Genomic DNA, 16,845 nt, shown 5'->3' on the forward strand with positions numbered 1-16,845 from the left:
TTTCCTCTATAGTTTGCAGAATTGCTCATATAATGTGCAATTTCAACCATTTTATTAATTGTGCACTATTATCCAGCTATATTTTTACAAAAAATATGCACTTTGAGGATTTTCTCTTTTTACGTTCATCAAAATTTCAAAAAAAGCCTTCTTTTTTGACATTATGCGAACATTTTTTGTCAAAAAAGAAGGCTTTTGTTTCTATTTCATAAAATTTCATATTGTTTTTTATATATATTTCACAAACATTTCTGTATATTATGCAAAATAAACCCTTTCAGGAAACTGCGTTTTCATCGTATGCAGCATTTCCTCTGTCAGATCCAGAAGAAGTTTTATTTTACGTCCATCTTCCTGAATGATCATGGTATAGTAAGGCACATCATCTTCATAAGAGGTATAATCGTATTTTTTCAGTTTCTCCGTTCCGGCATTCTTTTTATATTTTGCCACCTTTTCATGATAGTGAGGTGCAGTCACTTCCATCTCCTCAAGATTCAGCACGTGAGCTGTTTTACGATATTTTTTGCCATAGATTACATCTATGGTCAGTTGTCCGTTTTCCATGATATATTCATAGTCTCTCTGGCTAAATATGTCATAAACAAAGTAAAGCAGCGCCAGAAGAAATCCCGGAAGCATGAATGCCTGAGAGATCGTGATACCCATCAGTACAAAAATTGCCGCAAAGATCACCATTACTTTTCTGAGAGCTCCTGACATGTGTTTCTTTTTTCTGGAGACCTGCTCCACAATCCTGTAATCGTACATTTCTTACCTCTTTCTATCTGCCTGCCCGCATACAGTCTGATATTTCTGTTCTGTCGTGTCAGATCCACAGATCTGGTTTTGTTGTTTTACCAGCCTTCCTCTGAATGGATGTCAAACTTAAGAAGCTGCTGTTCATAGTTCTCCGGACGTTTTCTCCACTCCAGCGGTGTCATTCCCGTAACCTGACGAAAATTCCGATTAAATGTGGAATTGGTGGTAAAGCCACACTTATGTGCTATATCTGCAATTGGCTGATCTGTTTTTTTCAGATAATCACAGGCCGCCTGGATACGGATCGTATTGATGTATTCCAGCGGGCTCATCTTCATGTAAGTCGTAAATATCCGGCGCAAATGAGTTTCACTGATATGACAGTATTCTGCCAGTTCGTCAATACGAAGATCCTCCATGTAATGATCCGAAATATAATCCTGGAACCTGGAGATCATATCCATGACTTTTCCTCTGCCTTCGCTGTAACGTTCTTCGCCTGAATCTCGGTTTATCCTTGCGATTTCCACAAGAAGCGATGCCAAAACTCCCTTAGCTTCTTCCAGATAAAATTCCTCTCCATCCCGCATGATATCCAGAATCTTAAGGATCTTACCTGCCATGGATCGGTTTTCTTTTTCATTCAGAAAAAGCGATCTGGAGTTGATCCGCTGAACGATTTTTTCTTTTTTTACTGAATTATTAATAAATTTATCCAGGAATCCTTCTACATCAATAAAAAGATACTCCCAGCGGCTGATAGTTCCGATATCACTGTTTGTAGTATGTGGATAATTGGATGGGATCGCCGTAAATTCCCGACCATGAAACTGTACCTTATCCTCTCCAAGGATCAAAAATCCCTGTCCTTCATAACAGAAGCCTATCTCCAGACAATTGTGAAAATGAAGGTAATCCACATCATTTCCATAATTCTGGACCCACTTCTGTCCAAGCAATGCAAGGATGGGGCTCCCCTCCGGCATCTTATAATATCGAAGCTCCATTTTGGGTTTTCGTTTTTTTGCCACAGATATTCCTCCGCATGTCTTCTCTTCCAATATTTACTGATCTTTCTGTTATATTACAGCCATACATAAAAAAAAGCAACCTGCAGGATAACAATACTTGATAACTCTTGTTTCCGCAGATTGCAATTTTTATATCAGCTATTTACTTTTTATCTGTTTATTCCTCATCCAGGTAATATCTTCCATATGCATCTGCCGCTTTGATTGCTGCAAATACAGTTTCCGGTGTAACTTCAAATGGCATGTTGTGAAGTGTATCATTCTCCGCACATGCAGTTGTGGCAACTTTCATAAGCTGCTCATCAGTTACCTTCCCAGCTCCAAGCTCTGCCAGAGTAACAGGAAGTCCTACTTCAATGCACCATAAGATGATCTCTTCCAGATCTTCCTGGGGAATATTCTCCAGTACCAGCTGTGTGATGGTTCCGAATGCAACTTTTTCTCCATGATACATATGATGGCATTCTTCCAGTACAGTAAATCCGTTATGGATCGCATGTGCACCTGCAAGTCCTGCACTTTCAAAACCAATTCCAGAAAGAAGTGTATTAGCCTCAATCACTTTCTCAACTGCCGGTGTGCATACGCCTGCTTCCAGAGCTATCTTAGCTTTTACGCCCTCATCCATCAAGGTATTAAAGCAAAGTTCAGCCAGTGCCATGGCAGCCTCTGTTGTCTTACCTCCTGCACAGGAAGTTGCTCCGCTTCTCTTGCATGCCCTTGCCTCAAAATATGTTGCCAGTGCATCTCCCATACCAGCCACAGTAAGACGAACCGGCGATTTGGTGATGATATCTGTATCCATCAGAACAAGATTCGGATTCGCCGGAAGAAACAGATATTTTTCAAAAACTCCTTCTTCTGTATAAATAACAGACAAAGCACTGCAAGGGGCATCTGTAGATGCGATCGTCGGGCAGATAAATACCGGTGTTCCCGCATAGTATGCAACTGCCTTCGCTGTATCAAAGATCTTTCCTCCACCAATACCAATGGTAAGATCACACTGCTCATCTTTTACGATCTTTACCAGACGATCAATCTCACTGTTACAGCATTCTCCGTTAAAATAATCAAAAACCACCTCACAGGTACTCTCAGCAAAGCTCTCTTCGATCGTTTTACCGATTCTTTTATATCCGCCTTTACTGATCAGAACCAACGCTTTTTTTCCACTCTTTGCAGCATAAGTTCCAAGATTCTTCATTTCTCCCGCACCCTGTAAATATTTGGACGGACTGATTAAAATTTTCGCCATTTTATACTTCCTTTCTTTGTTTTCAGAAGTCAGCCTCCGCATCCGGCTTTTGTATTTATATTATAATTGCTGTATTTTTTTATTGCAAGGAGTATTTGAGGATTTATGCAGCATCACCTGAGTTACTGTTACTGTTCACTCTGTTCCTAGTAATATACTTTGTGATCACATGAAAATCAGTTACAGCCAGCTTTCCAGAACATCATTCAGCTTATTCATATCCAGCGGTTTCGCGATATGTCCATTCATGCCTGTATTTTTGGCCAGCTGTACATCTTCTGCAAAAGCATTGGCAGTCATGGCAACAATAGGCAGTTTTCCCTTTTCACCCGGAAGGCTCCTGATTGCTGCAGTTGCCTCATAACCATTCATGACAGGCATTTGGATATCCATAAAAACAAGATCATACGAACCTTTCGGAGAAGCTTCCACTTTTTCAACTGCAATTTTCCCATTTTCTGCCGTTTCCACTTTTGCACCTGTCATCTGTAAAATTTCACCAGCAATTTCTCTGTTCAACTCATTATCCTCAACCAGCAGAATCCTTTTTCCCGTGTAGTCTGATTCTGACAGCTTCTCCAGATAATTTCTTGCTATTTTTTCTTTTCTTCCTGAAGTAAACTGCCGCAGTGTTGCCGTCAGCCGGGAACGGAACAGCGGTTTTGCAATAAAAGCATCTACACCTGCAGCCTTTGCTTCTTCTTCAATTTCGCTGAATTCATAGGATGTCAGTACAATGATGGGGATCTCTTTTCCTATCCGCTTCCGGATCTGTCTGGCTGTTTCTATGCCATCCATCTCCGGCATCTTCCAGTCTAAAATAACAGCAAAGTAATCATCTTTCAACTCATGCCGTGCATAACAGCGCTCAACCGCTTCCCTGCCAGAGAGAACCCATTCACCCATAATACCGATTTCCTTTAATGTTGCAACTGTACTTTCACAGCATGTCCTATCATCATCCACAACCAGGACCGGCAGATTCATCAGATTTCTGTCCTGTTCTTTTTCTTTTTCCTGAAGCTCCAGATAAATTGTTACTGTGATTTTAGTTCCCTTGTGCAAGGTACTGTCCACTTTAATAGTGCCATTCATCAGGTTCACAATATTTCTGCTGATTGCCATTCCCAGACCAGTTCCCTGGACTCTGGTTGTCCGGTGGTCATCCGCGCGGCTGAACGGCTCAAACATGATTTTCTGGAATTCCGGTGACATACCGATCCCATTATCCTCAATCGTAAATTCATAGCATCCAAGTTCTGAAAATCCATTTGGCTTTTCCTCTATGGAAAAAATAATATTCCCGCCATCCGGTGTATACTTGATCGCATTACTCATCAGATTCACAAATACCTGCTGAATCCTCAAGCTGTCACCACAGACAGCCTCATGTTCAATATGATTGATGTGTATATCAAAATTATGTTTATGTTCATCAAGCACCGGTTTCGTAAGTGTAATAAGATTATCTACCAGCTCTGACAGATTGAAATCTTCCTGTGCCAGTGTCATTTTTCCACTTTCAATGCGTGCCATATCCAATACTTCATTGATCAGCCCCAGCAGATGGCGGCTTGATTCTGTGATCTTGCCGAGGCATTCAATGACTCTGTCCTGGCTCTCAACATTTGCTCCTGCGATTGCTGTCAGACCCACAATCGCATTCATTGGTGTCCGGATATCATGGGACATATTGGAAAGGAATTCTGTTTTCGCACGATTTGCATTTTCTGCGGACCGGTAAGCCTCTTTCAGTGCCTGACGGGATTCAATCTCTGCTTTCTTCTCCTGTGTCACATCCATGGATGCCAGCAATACCTTTTCCAGCTTTCCATTCTTCCATTCCAAGGGAATATAAGAAGCGATTTTATAAGTCTTTTCATCCAGGCTGCAATACTCAAACTTATAAATATCATTTTCACTTTTCAGTTTTTTCCGAATATTATCCGGGGCTATCAGGATATCTATAACTTCCAATGGTTCCAGTGTCTTATATTTTTCAAGAACCTGCATCTGAAAATCATGATAAAATCCCAGAGGTTTATATATCATCTGTCCATTCAGATTGTAGAATTCATATCTGTCATTTTCCAGATCACAGACAACAAAGCGGTCAACCAGACGCACTATGCTCTGGATCAGCTGCTCCATGGAAGCATTATCTGCTGCCATCTGCAGATGCCGTGCGCTCTCTACCTTTGTCTCTGTGATATCACGTAGAAAGATCATGGCATATTCTGAATCCTCTATTTCGCCACGTATGACCACATTGCGGACCCATCGTTCTTCTCCATTCAGAGTGATACGGCACTCTAAAGCCAATTCGGTTTCCAGCCCCTTCAGCCTTTCTGCAATATAACCACGGTCGTAAAAAGAGGATACCGCCTTCTTATCTGTCTCCACAACATAGGAATCCACAAAATGCCGGATCAATTCATCCCACGTATGACTCTGTTCAAAGACGGTCATCAGGGACGGTTCAACCTTAAAGGTATCAAAAGTATTCGCTTCCAGATTCACATAATACTCGCACAAATCTGCTTTCGTAAAAGCCCGGTGGAAAGCAGCAGATTTTTGTGCCTGCATGATTTCTTTTTTCTCCCCATCAATGTTAATAAAAATCCCGGCAATCCTGCTGGCAGAACCATCCAGACGGCGTATTACTTCTGCCGATGCCCGAAACCACTGGTATTGATTATCCTTCATTCTCATACGATACTCTACCTGGTATTTTATCTGGTTCGTCTTATCCTTAATTGCCGCCTGAAGCTGCACCATTACTCTTTCTTTATCCTGTGGATGCAGAAGATCTGACCAGGATTCCAGTTTATTCGGAAAGTCCAGGGTGTCATGATAACCAAGCATTTTTCGAAATTCATGACTCCAGTTTGCATTCACAATCTCACTGTTTTCGTCACAGTCAAAATACCAGAAGCCGGAACAGATAGCCTCATTGAGCAGTGCCAAATTTATATGATCCCAGTTGACCTGTACGGACATAACCCAGATCTGTCTGCCCGCCTCATCTGTCGCATCCTCTTTACAAAGCCGTACATTATTCACTGTACCGTCTGCTGCAAGGATCTGTGCTTCCCCTGTTCCGTGAAGCTGCAAAAAACGGTCTCGCTCCAGTATATCTTCCTCGTCATAAAAGAAATTTCTCAATGAGCCTTTTGTCTGTTCCATGAAAGTATCGAATGTATATCCTGTACTATGCAACAGCAGATTATCCACAGACAAAATAGACAGGTTTTGGTCATAAGATCCTGTCATTATACCTACCCCGCCATTATTTTCCAGTGTTTTCTGTACGGCCTGTGACATGGCCTGTGTCTGCCCCGTTACAGTCTCACCTAAGGAATATATTTTGTCTTCATAATTTTTCATTTTATAAAAGTCCTCTCTCCGTCTTATGCCTTCTTCATCCTGCTTTTATCTGTATACAGAAAACCTGTCCCTGCTAGTTTCGTTACCCATTTTTGCATACAAAAAGGACATCTGCCAAAATCTGCCAGTGTCCCTACTATATTCTTTAAAATCACACATCTATATAGTATAAAAGGTATCGGAATCTCTTCTGTTCAAACATCTTTTCCATATATTATGATGATATGGAAACAGTGGCAACCGGCTGACATGGTCAAACTTTCTGACTTTAGTCCCTTCTGGCTTTGCGACCCTGCCTTTCAACAGGTTTGCCTTTAAAATAATTTTCATTTTTTCCAAAAATAAAATACCATGTGGTTTTTCTTACGTCAATAATATTTTAGTGGAAAATTTACATATATTTTAACCGAATCAAGTAACTCCCCTGTGGAGGTTGCGAAAAGCAATAAGCAGTGGGTGAGGACCTCTCGTAACTAACCTCTCATGTCTACCAGGATCACCATCCTCTGACGAGTCCTAAATTGTCGGGTAGAAACACCTATTACTAGGTATATCCCCCACAGATCCGTACGTGCCCAATTCAGGCATACGGCTCTTCACGACACTTATGCCTCAGATTATCCATATAGGCTCACGGCTGTATACCAGGTCTCTTATTTCGGCATAAATGCCTTCTGGCATGTATGGGATTGAATATCTCCCATCCACAACTAGTTTTGCGATTGTTTTTGGATCTTTTGAATCTGTTTTCTTTGGACTGTTATCATCAAGTTCCTTGATCTTCTTAACCGAGAATGGATTGACCATTACTAATCTTTTCTGATGATCATTTACATACTTCGCAAACGCAAACCAGTAATGACCTGTTGGCTCGCAGCCGATCAGAACTGCAGTCTTTTTATTCTCAGTCTTAAGTGTCTCTGCCCAAAGGTTGAAAGAATTGAACCCTTCCAGATCGTTATGAAAAGGAAAAATACGTTTTGTAAGTTCGCGTCCTCTGTTATCAAAAGCTCTTGCATAATGTATCTGGCTTCCTATATCAACTCCGACAACCATTGTTGAATCTGTTACTTGCTCAATCTTTTCATTCTGTGTATAATTCATTTGGAACCTCCAGTGCTTGATTGTTTTGTTTACATCCGCCAAGATGCAACTCAATCATACCTTGAGGTTCTTTTTTATTCAATTGGCGCTTTTAATGAATTACAGGAATGCTCCTTTCAAGCATATTCAGCACTTATATATTGCTTCCCAAATATTTTAAAGAAAAGCGTACCACTATTTTAATGATACGCTCATCATTATTAAATCACTTCAAAATGCTTCAATGCATCCTTTATTGCTTCAACCTTCTCTGGAGTTGGATGCTTCCTCGGCTGTTTCAATTTCTCTACCGCATTAGGAGCATCGTACATCGGCAAGCCTAAATCTCTCTTTACCTCTGCAATATATGCGGTATGTACTTTGAAGCCGTATTTAGCTTCTATGTACTCCTTTATCATTTTGTAGGTCACTCGTTCTTTGGGCTTATAGCTTTCCGCTCTTTTAGCAATATTATCAAGTGGAACTTTTCCCTCACCCTCGCCAAACTCAACTTTTACGTTGATATGTCCGTCTGGCTTTTTGTGGGAAAGCAGTACTACCGTCTCCACATGCGGTGTCGTTTTTTACTGCTTTAACAGTACGCAAACCCGCATAGTTACTGAGTTTTTACACCCTTTGACAGGTTGCTAATATCTGTAATCATAAGGTTAAGACATGGCGTACAGACCGTTTGATTTTGTAAACGTGTGGCGGGTACGCCGATATTTTGTAACACTTTTATAATACAAAATTATTCTAAATACTGCTACCATATTTGGTAATATATCAGTACGCCGATTTGTTTTGGGCATTTTTGCGAATGGCATTAACACCCTTTCAATGTTCACTTTTATTGAAACCGATATTTTCCTTTTCCATGTCCTGTTACAAGTACGATTACCTCACTATCAACCAACAGTTTTATTAACTTGGAAGCTCTTGATGGCTTTAATCCAGTAATTTCTTCAACTATCGTTCTTCCGAAACAATTTTCTTTTCCACATTTTGAAAATATTTCTACTGTATGATTTATTGTTTTTTCTGAAATCGTATCTGAGAAAGAAAGTAATTTATTTCGAATGTCCACTTTTGTGCTTTCAATGTCCACTTCTCCACTCTTAATGTCCACTTTTACTCTTTCAATGTCCACTTCTTCTGTATATACTTTTGCCATGGATGCCGTTCTCCTTTATCTGATGTTCCTATTGTAACGCAAAGATAAAGAAAAAGCGAATCAGGCAGACAGGGTATTCGTCATTTTTACTAATAGATGAATACTCTGAAAAACTCAAAAAACTATTAGTTTTTCGGGCTTTTCAGAGTACTTATCCACAAGCCCTGTAAAGGGGCCTGAAAGTACTCCTGAATAAATGAAGGCAGCGGAATTATGAAAAGTGGATAACTCTTTTTCGGGACTTATGATGATTGGAAGATGTTTTTTTATTTTCTCTGTTTTGCACAGGATCTTATAAGATCTTATCCGGTCTGACTTCCTGGATCGGATGGCGTGCAACAATTTCCAGTCCCTGCATGAGATATTGGTACTGCTCTGGGGTGATCTCCAATGCTTCTTCTTTTGTGCGGGGCCAGTTGAATGCACCCAACTCCAGTCTTTTGTATAGAAGCAGGAAGCCGTCGCCTTCCCAGACCAGCCCTTTGATGCGGTCAGTACGTCTTCCGCAGAACAGGAACAGAATATCTTTTTGATACGGATCCAGCTGAAAATTGAACTTGATAATGGATGCAAGCCCCTCCATACCACGTCTCAGATCTGTGTAGCCGGTAGCGAGATAGATCCTGCGGAACCCGGAAGCATCATTCAGCATGAAAGATATCTCCGATACGTGACAGGAGTTCTGCTGAAACGGAATTGGATATCTCTACAGAGACCGGTCCTTTTCGGAGGATGATATCCGGATGGAATCCATTTCTGACAGACTCCTGTTTTATTGGAATGCTGATCTCTGCGAACGAAATCTTTTGTGGGCTGGTTTCATCTGCCGGGTCTGTGATAACCGAAAGGTCCTTTGATGTCGAAGCAGCAAAAGCTTCTTTTCTGAGAATCCTTTGCCAGTAAAAGAATTGTTTGTCTGAGATCCCATTAGCCCGGCACCATTCAGTTTTATTCATACCGCTGTTCAAACATTCATTCATGATCTGGGTCCAATGTTCAATGCGGACCTGACGTGTGATCTTATCCATAAGATCCTCCTTTAAAAAACTTTTAGTTTTACAAAGGGATTATCTCATGGTTTTAGGTAAAAAGCACGGTACTAACTATTTACCGTATACAAAAATCCAGCGATTATACCAAGCGTAAAAACGAAGAAGGCCGCTAGTACTGCGCTAGTGACCTTCATTGTTTATACGCTCTTTTCTTCTTTCACAATATATTCCCTTAAATACTTAAACGGAAACGGAACAACCGTTAACATTCCATACCTTACAAACTCTACTCCCATAAGTGGCAACACTTTCTTAAAAATTAACTTACTGCCTTCTACCGCCTGTATCTCACGCACTACGCTGGCTCTCTCAATTGTGTATTTCATTCCATTACCAATTTCACCAACTGAATATTTTGCATGCGTATCATCATAATCAAAATAATTAATGTCTATATTTCCGGAAAGATACTCGCGTCTCTCTTCTTCTCCACGCAGGTAGGCATATAGCATAATACCGGTATTCTCAAAAACATAGCGCACAACTTCTTTCTTTGTTGTAATTCCTTTGAATAATCCCATTACATTGGCTTTCGTGTATTCTGCATTCACGTCGATATGCGGGATAACTATATCCAATTCTGCGTGTACTTTTATTTTATCTGTTGTATCCATTACTAGACGAAGCCAAGTTACTACGTCTTTTCCTGGAAATCTACCTTCACTAGCTACATTCTTAAGCACATCACCCATCGCAGTATAATCAGGCATAGAATACATATTAGTATCCTTTATAAGATTAATATTACCCTCTGCATCTTTTACTAAACCTATAACACCTCTATAATCATTTTTATTCTCTTCATTCAAACCGAAATAATCCATGTATTTATCATACTCTGTCATGGTAAAAAGATTTCGTTTCAATGCTTCAATTTTAAATGAACCGTCCGGATGAATGGTCATGAAGTAATATGTACCGTCTACAACTACACCAAATAACCAGTCTGCTTTATATCCGTATTGACTCCAATCCACCAATGTAATTTTACCAATAGCAATGTCCTTTTTAATTACAAGCTCTTTCAGAATATTATAAACTGCCGCTGATGATTGGTGTTTAAAATTCTCTACTGTAATATGCTGAACAACATAATCCTCCATGCTTTCTTGATGCGGGTCCACTTCCGAATCTGAATAGAAGGATTTATCATGTATATATCGTACGTTAAGCTTCTTCTTTGATAATCTTTTACCAACGCTGCATTTTGCCTCTGGAATAATTTTATTAATACCATCCGCTACATCCTGCAAATAATCTTCAGAAGTTTCAGTGTGTACAGCATCCACTATATTAATTCCAGAATTCAAAACTTCCTTTTTAACAATATCCTTATATAACTCCAACGACGCACGCTTATATTCCAAAATTTCGTCAATACTATATTGTTTAAATTTAACACGAATATACTTACCAAATTCATCATGTAAGGCATTCAAAATATCATATAAAACACCCATCTTGGTACATGAAAACGTTTCATAATCCGTAAAGTCAAAGAATGTAATGCTACCCCTTTCACCATCTACGGGTTTTATAATAAAGTTTTCTCTACGGTCTTTATTTTCATTAGATACTCGTTTTAAGGTATTATTGTTATAACTGAACTCATATTGCGGAAAATCCTGTAACTTTCTTTTTTCAAATTTCATTTGCTTTTTAAGTGCCAGTGATGTCAACCTATGTGCTACCAATTTTACACACATATCATCTCCGATTTTCACCTCAAGGCACTGCATACCCCAAATAAAATTCTCCTTATCCTTATTCAGCCATGCAGGTCGAAAACATAATAATTTCCCTGACAGATTATTAAAAGATATCATTTCATCAACCGGACTCGTTAGCGCATTCAAAAACAATTGTGTCAACAAATACTCCGGTATACTGCTACTTGTCATAGATTTTATAGACAAACTATCTCCATCCTCTTTTGCATTCAACAAACGTACAAACTCAGCTCTGGAAATAGCGTTTTTAGGAAGCATAACCCAAAAACTCTTTCCGCTTTCAAATTGCAGAGCTGATATCTTTATATCATCAATATCTAGAAAAGTAGCTCCACCTTTTATATATTTATCCGATGTTGTAACATAATAAAAATCATAATCTTTGTCAATGTTGGAATATTCAAACGAAGCCAGGAGTTCATTCGAATAAAGTTTCTTTATACTCATTGCAAATATCCCTCCCGATTTATTTTTGCTATGATTTCTGTTCCTATTTCTTTTCTATCCAACCGATATAAATATGGTATCTCAATAATTCTACCATTATCACTAGACGTAATCTGCATATTGTGATCAAGCATAATATTGATTATTACCGCTCTCTTTCCTCCACACTTATCTAGCTTTTCCAGGACGTTTTTCTTTTCTTCTTCCGCAGATATTAACATGGTTTCTTTCCATAACTTGAAATCAACATACACGCCATTACCTAGGGTATAATCAAACAATTCAAAAAACTCCGGTGGCATTTCCTGCAACGTTACTCCTGCATATTGTTCTAAAATATATTTACCAACAACTTCGCCTAAGGCACCTTTATAAATATTATTAAACATAGGTGGCGTCAATATAAACTCACTAGGAACAAAGCTCGTTGCATATCCATGCTTTTCAAACAATGCTTTCACTCCTGGGATTTGCCTAATCTCTTTCAAATGCACCTCATCCTCTGACATCTTTTGTGGAAGACTACCGTCAAACTTGATATTTATATTTTTATTATAGTCTCCTTCTTGCTCATAAGAATAAGCTGTAATTTCTCCCGGCGCACACATATATACAAGCTGATATTGCGAATTCTGTTCTACGTTTTTTCTGCTTAGTGTAGGCCTCATAAGGCATAGCTCACGCAATGCTTTCCAATAATCTATACTATCCTCAGTCCAATTGCGCTTCAGCTCATTTATAATCTGCATTGCCTTCAGTGCTAATGCTCCGGCACGATTTTCCATTACGGCAATATCCAAATTTTCATTTGCCTGACCATTATAATATGTTTTACCCACTTTAACTAGTTCCGCAAATTCAGGATTCAACATTCGTTGCTCCACAACAGACAAATCGTAATCTGTTAAAATGGTATTATCCACATAAATATATATATCCGAATTCTTAAGACCGGTTCTACATATTCTTCCTACTGCCTGTATTAATGTTCGAATCGCAAAATTATTTACAGAATCTGTTTTATATGGTTCTCCCTTTTTTCCCGAAAAAGTATATCCACCACTGAAGCATATAAATGCATCTTTAATTACTGCAATCCCATCTTTACGAGAAACTTCTCCTCTTTCCATCAAGAATTCCATCTGATATACAAAACGAATTAAATCTTCAGCTTCAATTCCCTTTTTGCTATCCACATTCACCAGAAGATTTGTCGGCTTCTCAAGATATATGCAGTCAAAGTCTTTTTTCATATCTCCTCTATCGTAATCATTAACTGCTACAATAGTAGCATTCCCCGGTGCTTTATATTGCAAATTTTGTCCCTCACCAACTGTATTATAGGAAGATATAACAAAGAGTTTTTCTCCCTTTGACAATCTCTGTATAAACTCCGCACGCTTAGCATCATAATCTTCACTATTTATACTGTATAACAAGTCTTTACCTTTTAATCCCTTGATACCATAAAGCTTAATAATAGCGTCTGCGAATTCCTCTAATAATTTAATATCAAAAAGCCCCTTATTCTCCTGCGGCAATTTATTATTAAGACACAAGAAGGATTTAACCGAATCATTTAAGATAAATGCCTTCATTACCTTTACAACACGAATAAAGTTATTCTTTGCATATTCAACGCGCTCAAATGATATTGATAATTTTTCCGCATACTTCTTTATAAGTGCTTCGTTTCCGTTAAATATCTCTGATAATTCAACTCTATCATCCGCATTATAAGAAACTGGCTCCACATGAATATTTACTTTGTCATAGTTTGCAACAAAAGTTTGAAATGACTCCTGTAATCTACACCTATCTGCTTCTGGCATCACATAATATTTATCCTGCAACATCCTTTGAAGATATTCCAAGTCATAATTGCCAACAACCGTTTCAAGTGTTGCGGTAGCTGAAATACCTATAATTTGAGCCTTTTCAGACAAGTGAAGTAAAATATGTTCTGGCGAATCCTGAAAATCAAATAATTGAATCTCCGAACGCATACTGTGATTAGGATCATCTATAAAATCATAATAGCGAAATCCCCTATTATAGACAGAGCGGTCAAAATACTTTAACGACATTTTTCCATTGCTGTCTTTTTTATCTTTCTTCGACTTTACCTGGCCTCCCATTACGATAGGCTTCAAATACCTTATCTGTTCTCTTGATAAATGAAACTCTGTCAGCACTGACTCAATTGCATTTTCAAACGTATAATCATCGTCACCCGGCCTTTTATCCTCATCCTTATGATGCTTATAATTAAACGAAAGATTTCTAGCTCCGTTCTGAAAATAAGTCAAGCAGCCTTTAACACTGGCAAGCAAACTTAATACGCCACCTTCTTTCTCTGTTGGTCTTCTTTTTGTAAAACGCAACCAGTTCTGTTTTGCCTTCATATCGGTATCTATATCAATAAAAGCATTTTCTCCCTCAAATACCGAATGAAACTGTAAGTCATTAAAAATAAAATTACGACTTCTATCGCCCTTACCATCTTCTTCTGTTTTGAAGCTATATTGCATCGCAAAACGGTCATATGTTTCATCAAACACACCACCAAATCCTTCAATAATTTCCGTAGGATTTTTCGCGTTTTTGTGTTCATCAAGATATGTTTGTTGTAACTTCGATGCAGTAGTAAGCTCTGCCGGAAAATCTCTCGTCTTCAAAGATGCATATACACGATGAAACAGACCTAAATAATCAATATGATTTTCTAAGCCTCTTGTTATGATCTGATTAAGTAACCTGTCTCTTGTTGCATCAAACTCATCTATAAAAATAATTGCATTTTTTGTAATATCATTATTGTAAAAGCTGTATGTAGGTTCAATAATCGTAGTATTCCCCAAGAAAAACTTGTCCATAGACATAAAAAATATCCGTTTTTCTCTCGTATATACTGCTGGATACAATTCTCCTATCCAATGATAATCAGGATTATTAGCAATATTCTTTAACTTTTCCTTTGGTGTCCTGAACTGCTTCAGCTCACTTTCTATCACCTTACGAAAAGCACCTTCCTGTTGCTTGCGAATAGCATCTTCTGCACTCTTGCACAAAACATTAATAATTTCTCTACTGGTTCCTTTTAATTCACGCTTTTTATCTCTGTATTCGATTAATAATTTTACCGAACCATGTAAATCCTTAAATTCTTGTTTCATAGTGATTGCTGTTGGAATTTTTCTGGCACGATATAACTCGTCCAATTTTTCTACAACCATATCTGCATTAGCTTCTATTCGCAAACAATATTTATCATAATCATCTGCTTTACCACGCCTTGCAAAATGTTCACGCAACTCTTTATCCGGCAAATTTTTCTTAAGAGTTGTAACAAAAAAAATCTTCTTATCCTTGAATTCCGGCGAATCATAATAGTCGACCATAAACTCAAGTACACTATATGTTTTTCCGAAGCCGGTCGGCATATCTAGCAAGAACAATCCCGTATCCGTTGACTTGCAAAAATTTACAATCGCCTGTTTCATAGTATCCTCCAAGTTTTTCTTAGTATGGGGTGAAGATTAAAGTCCTTCAAAAGCTTTTCTCTTACCTGTGCTGTTGCACCAGTATCTGTAAGTACACTATCCGGAAGAACTACACCAACACGTCCACCTGTTTTTACAATAGACATGATATGCTGTAAGAAGTTAACCTGATTATCGGATGTTTTTACAAACTCAGGTCTATTAGCTGCAACCTCCACACTTCCTTGAGGTCTTGTTCCAAATGGTGGATTCGCTAGTATCACCTTGTACATCTTATCTGATGTATCAATAAGAGAATCCTGATATGCAATAGGGCTCTTGTTTACACCGATATCATGTAAGTAAAGATTCATTGATGCAAGTGTTACTACAAGTGCAGTATTATCTGCTCCAAATAAAGCATGATTCTTAAGGAACTTCTGCTTTTCAATATCCTTGCTCTGTCTCTTCATATGCTCATAAGCTGCAAGCAAGAAACCACCCATACCACACGCAGGATCGGTTGCCCTTACAAAATTGATACAATCACACGATTTCCCCTTTTGTACTCGTGAACGATGAACACTATGTGCATTATGAACGATACGCACAGTGTGCAAGATGTGTGCATAATCGAACGATAGCTTTTGTGCGCACATCGGCAGGTCTCCTTTTCTAGGATTTAGGTATTGCAAACTAGAATTTGTCAGCCTAATTGCTTTTTGATTTCAGCTTTCACTTTATCCAAATCACTGCAAGTCAGGATTGGAATCAGCCGGTTGATTTCGTCAATGCTCCTATCCCACCACTTGAATCTCAGCAGCAATTCAATCAGTTCATCGTCAAAGCGTTTTTGAATTGCTCTTGCAGGATTCCCAACGACCTTCGTATATGGTGGAACATCACTTCCCACAACGCTGTTTGCACCAATGATTGCACCATCTCCAATGTGAACGCCGGGAAGGATTACCGAATTTTGCCCGATCCAAACATCATTTTCGATAACGGTATCTCCTTTTAATGGCAGATCCGTCTTTGCAGGCGGCGACATTTCCCATCCCTCCAAGGTATAGAACGGGAATGTAGAGACGGCGTTCATCTGATGGTTTGCACCGTTCATCACAAACTCAACTCCGGCGGCGATTTGACAGAACTTTCCGATGATGAGTTTGTCATCATTCCACTCGTATAAGTGTGAAACATGACTTTCAAAATCCGAATCGGCAATATAAGTAAAGTCCCCGACAATAATATTCGGATTTGTAATCGTCGGCTTCACATATATTTCTTTATCATACCCTGCAATTGGATGGATTGTATTGGGGTTTGGGTGTTTTCCGTCTTTCATCTTAACTACCTCTTCAAATTCCGATTGAGATTTCACCTGTTTTAAGAGATTTAATAACTGTTATATTTTGTTATTAAATTCTCCGCAAACT

The 16,845-nt window shown here is 38.8% G+C and carries 12 protein-coding genes, 1 pseudogene and 1 riboswitch; all 13 genes and pseudogenes read right to left on the reverse strand.

Going from position 1 to position 16,845, the window contains the following annotated elements:
- Positions 1–258: 258 nt before the first annotated feature.
- The 13 genes and pseudogenes from NE638_RS10000 to NE638_RS10060 all read right to left on the reverse strand — a co-directional run bounded on the left by NE638_RS10000 (position 259) and on the right by NE638_RS10060 (position 16,754).
- Complete coding sequence (locus NE638_RS10000; RefSeq protein ID WP_173739546.1) at positions 259–771, reverse strand: hypothetical protein; 513 nt, start codon at positions 769–771, stop codon at positions 259–261.
- An 86-nt stretch (positions 772–857) separates the two neighbouring features.
- Complete coding sequence (locus NE638_RS10005) at positions 858–1,793, reverse strand: helix-turn-helix domain-containing protein (RefSeq protein WP_227588943.1); 936 nt, start codon at positions 1,791–1,793, stop codon at positions 858–860.
- A gap of 157 nt (positions 1,794–1,950) precedes the next feature.
- Positions 1,951–3,051 (reverse strand): glycerol dehydrogenase, encoded by a 1,101-nt coding sequence (locus NE638_RS10010; protein ID WP_022426332.1) that lies wholly within the window; start codon positions 3,049–3,051, stop codon positions 1,951–1,953.
- A 180-nt stretch (positions 3,052–3,231) separates the two neighbouring features.
- Positions 3,232–6,438, reverse strand: coding sequence for a hybrid sensor histidine kinase/response regulator (locus NE638_RS10015; RefSeq protein WP_110103024.1), 3,207 nt, complete (start codon positions 6,436–6,438; stop codon positions 3,232–3,234).
- Between the two features lie 232 nt (positions 6,439–6,670).
- Positions 6,671–6,761, reverse strand: a riboswitch (cyclic di-GMP riboswitch).
- Between the two features lie 289 nt (positions 6,762–7,050).
- Entirely contained in the window at positions 7,051–7,542 is a 492-nt protein-coding gene (locus NE638_RS10020) for an IS110 family transposase (RefSeq protein ID WP_173746126.1), read from the reverse strand.
- 200 nt (positions 7,543–7,742) lie between these two features.
- Positions 7,743–8,099 (reverse strand): annotated as a pseudogene (locus NE638_RS10025) (23S rRNA (uracil-5-)-methyltransferase RumA); the annotation flags it as partial.
- 272 nt (positions 8,100–8,371) lie between these two features.
- The gene (locus NE638_RS10030; RefSeq protein ID WP_173746127.1) at positions 8,372–8,695 is read right to left on the reverse strand and encodes a hypothetical protein; all 324 of its coding nucleotides are present in this window, start codon (positions 8,693–8,695) and stop codon (positions 8,372–8,374) included.
- 292 nt (positions 8,696–8,987) lie between these two features.
- The gene (tnpB, locus tag NE638_RS10035) at positions 8,988–9,347 is read right to left on the reverse strand and encodes an IS66 family insertion sequence element accessory protein TnpB (protein ID WP_015524382.1); all 360 of its coding nucleotides are present in this window, start codon (positions 9,345–9,347) and stop codon (positions 8,988–8,990) included.
- The gene (tnpA, locus tag NE638_RS10040) at positions 9,337–9,723 is read right to left on the reverse strand and encodes an IS66 family insertion sequence element accessory protein TnpA (protein WP_059085448.1); all 387 of its coding nucleotides are present in this window, start codon (positions 9,721–9,723) and stop codon (positions 9,337–9,339) included. The genes tnpB and tnpA overlap by 11 nt, the downstream gene beginning before the upstream one ends.
- 161 nt (positions 9,724–9,884) lie before the next feature.
- The gene (locus tag NE638_RS10045) at positions 9,885–11,924 is read right to left on the reverse strand and encodes a hypothetical protein (RefSeq protein ID WP_173746128.1); all 2,040 of its coding nucleotides are present in this window, start codon (positions 11,922–11,924) and stop codon (positions 9,885–9,887) included.
- A complete protein-coding gene (locus tag NE638_RS10050) occupies positions 11,921–15,427 on the reverse strand; it encodes a hypothetical protein (protein ID WP_173746129.1) in 3,507 nt (1,168 codons plus the stop codon). Before NE638_RS10050 ends, NE638_RS10045 begins: the two co-directional genes overlap by 4 nt.
- Entirely contained in the window at positions 15,424–16,065 is a 642-nt protein-coding gene (locus tag NE638_RS10055; RefSeq protein WP_256137156.1) for an HsdM family class I SAM-dependent methyltransferase, read from the reverse strand. The genes NE638_RS10050 and NE638_RS10055 overlap by 4 nt, the downstream gene beginning before the upstream one ends.
- A gap of 47 nt (positions 16,066–16,112) precedes the next feature.
- The gene (locus NE638_RS10060) at positions 16,113–16,754 is read right to left on the reverse strand and encodes a CatB-related O-acetyltransferase (protein ID WP_055166451.1); all 642 of its coding nucleotides are present in this window, start codon (positions 16,752–16,754) and stop codon (positions 16,113–16,115) included.
- Positions 16,755–16,845: the final 91 nt, after the last annotated feature.

Source organism: Blautia sp. MSK.18.38 (genome assembly GCF_024460535.1).
Classification (GTDB): Bacteria; Bacillota; Clostridia; order Lachnospirales; family Lachnospiraceae; genus Blautia_A; species Blautia_A fusiformis.